The following is a 2,578-nucleotide window of genomic DNA, read 5'->3' on the forward strand; positions in this document are numbered from 1 at the left end:
CAATTATTTCTTATCCGTTGTATTTCCGTATGATCAGCTTTGTATTCTTCCATATAACAGGGTTGTCAGAGACTTGAATGGTCTGACTGTAAAAGCGTTTCTGGGGGCGCTGAAATTTAATTTTGAACTGATGCTGATGCCTGGATTTCCATGTAAACCTGTAGAAAAGCATTGTATGGGAATGTATGTAGATGGACAGTGGTATCATCTGAAGGCATGGCCGGATGTTTATGAGAAAAAAGATGTGGTAGGACAGCTTGATGTATCTATCCTTCAGGAAAAAGTTCTCAGTCCGATTCTCGGAATCGAAGACCCACGTACAGACCAGAGGATTTCTTTTGTAGGGGGAAATCATAAGGCAGCAGAACTTGCCCGGCTGGCAGACAAAACCGGTGGCGTGGCCTTTGTTATGTATCCGACTTCCATGGAAGATCTGATGAAGATTGCTGATGAGAGCAAATTAATGCCGCCAAAATCCACATGGTTCGAACCGAAGCTCCGGAGTGGATTGTTTATACATAAACTGTAGAAATATATTTTATAAAAATCTTATAATTTCGACATGGACTTTTATTCCTTTCGATGGTACAATGAATTCATACAAAAGAGAACGAAATGTACTGAATTATGAAAGGAGGGAGAGTAAATGGAAGATACAGAATTGAGAAGTATTCTTTTTTATTCAGGGAAGCATTATTGATTTGCAAAGTGATATGTCTGATATGAAGAATGATATGGCAGGTATGAAAACCGATATCACGAATATGAAAACCGATATCACGAATATGAAAGCTGATATCATAAATGTGAAGTCAGATATTAAAGAATTGCAGGGAAGTGTGAAAAAGATCGAACTTAAACTGGAAAATGAAATTGACAGAAAGATATCTGCCCTCTTTGATGCACATATTGATGAACTTCGCTATAGGAAAGAGAATAAAGAAACCAGGGAGAAAGTTGCCAGTTTGGAAATGCGCGTAGATAATCTTGAAAAAGTGGTTATGACAGCGTAGAGGAACTTAGAATACATATGATAAACCAGGAAGAAGCCTTATATTACAGAGAACATATATAAAATTTCTTTCTGGTTAATTTTAGGTGATTTTACAGAAAATAGTTGAAATCAGAGGATGGATTTGTTATACTTATATTTGTTGCGGGGTATGGCGTAGCTTGGTAGCGCGCACGGCTGGGGGCCGTGAGGTCGCAGGTTCAAATCCTGTTGCCCCGATTTAAAAAGCCTTGATTTTCAAGGCTTTTTGTTTTTCGTGTTGCATTTCGTGTTGCATAAATCATTGAAGTGATTGTTAGCAATGTCTGAATATTCTTTTGCTTTATCTGAAAGGGCATGCCTGTATACAGCCTTTAGAACCCCATTATTACTCCAGCCACCACGTTGCATAATATAAGCGTCAGGAACGCCAAGGGCGTGTTGGATAGAAGCGGAGTAGTGCCGGAGATCATGAAAGCGGAAATGTGGCAAACCTGCACCTTTCAGGCAATGCTCAAAGCGTTTCGTTATAACATCCGGATTAAGGTCCACGATTCTGCCATGAATTCCCTTCCATTTTTTAACAACGAAATCAGGAAAGTCAATAAATCTATCGCCAGCATAGGACTTGGGAGTTTTGATGATCCATTCCAGATCCTGGTTTAGAACCATGTTCTTATTTACATGGACGATACTTCCGGAAATATCATCCGATTCCAATGCACAGATTTCTCCACGACGCATGGGACCGAATGCAGCGAGAAGGATAGGAAGCTCCATCTCAGTTCCTTTGACAAAGCCAAGGAGTTGCTTTATTTCATTATCGGTAGGAATATATAGATCAACCCGTTTCTTCTTCGGAAGGGCTGTATTTAATGCAAATTCTGGCTGGTATGCTTTGAAAGTCGCCGATATAAGCCCATGAATATTCCTCACTGTTTTCGGTGAATGGGTAAGAGATTCATAATTTATTGCCTTCTGCACATCATCCTGCGTGATCAGGTCTATTTTCTTCTTCATTAAATCTTTACAATATCTTTTACGCATCTTTCTGTATTCAGATATGGTCCTTGGTGACAATACATTTTCTCTGGAATTAATATAGTTATCCATTGCATCTCCGAAGTCTATTGATTGTATACCCGAAAACTGTTCTTTATCCGCCGCCCATGCAGCGGCTTCTGCCTCACACTTTCGTTTCCCTCTTACAGAAGGATCATCACAAGTGAAAGACTTATAGATCCGTTTCTTCTTCACGGTTCCTTGTCAGGCTGGATCTGTTCCTCAAAATGAGAGAACACCTGACATCTCCATGACCCAGATGGAAGCTTTTTTGCAGTTGCCATAGTATCTCCTCCTTAAAAAAATGGGTATAAAAATAACAGCCACACAAACGTTTGGCTTGTGTAACTGCTCCGAAGATGATACAATATCTTTGCCAAAAGATGGGATCTCTTCTGGGCAGACTTCTCGACCGTCCCTGTTACCAGCAGGGGCGGTTTATTTTTATATTTTTTTCAAATCTTTGCGCGGACCTTTTTCAAGAAAAATTTCATACGATTCCGGCAGTATCCACAAACTCCCCCA

The 2,578-nt window shown here is 40.0% G+C and carries 3 protein-coding genes and 1 tRNA gene; 3 read left to right on the forward strand and 1 reads right to left on the reverse strand.

Annotation, left to right across the window (positions count from 1 at the left end; all coding sequences use genetic code 11):
• From AC058W_RS13775 to AC058W_RS13785, 3 genes are all read left to right on the forward strand, one after another.
• On the forward strand, positions 1 to 529 hold a 529-nt coding region (locus AC058W_RS13775; RefSeq protein WP_479390206.1), incomplete at its 5' end, for a DUF1015 family protein.
• A gap of 172 nt (positions 530 to 701) precedes the next feature.
• Positions 702 to 1,013 carry a hypothetical protein gene (locus AC058W_RS13780; protein ID WP_479390207.1) on the forward strand — a complete coding sequence of 104 codons (312 nt, stop codon included), beginning with the start codon at positions 702 to 704 and terminating at the stop codon, positions 1,011 to 1,013.
• 144 nt (positions 1,014 to 1,157) lie between these two features.
• Positions 1,158 to 1,231 (forward strand) — tRNA-Pro (locus AC058W_RS13785).
• A gap of 18 nt (positions 1,232 to 1,249) precedes the next feature.
• On the opposite strand, the gene AC058W_RS13790 is transcribed toward AC058W_RS13785, so the two are convergent.
• Positions 1,250 to 2,248, reverse strand: a complete 999-nt coding sequence (locus AC058W_RS13790) for a site-specific integrase (protein ID WP_479390208.1) — start codon at positions 2,246 to 2,248, stop codon at positions 1,250 to 1,252.
• Positions 2,249 to 2,578: the final 330 nt, after the last annotated feature.

The organism is Blautia sp. CGZ-1-C1 (genome assembly GCF_056504575.1).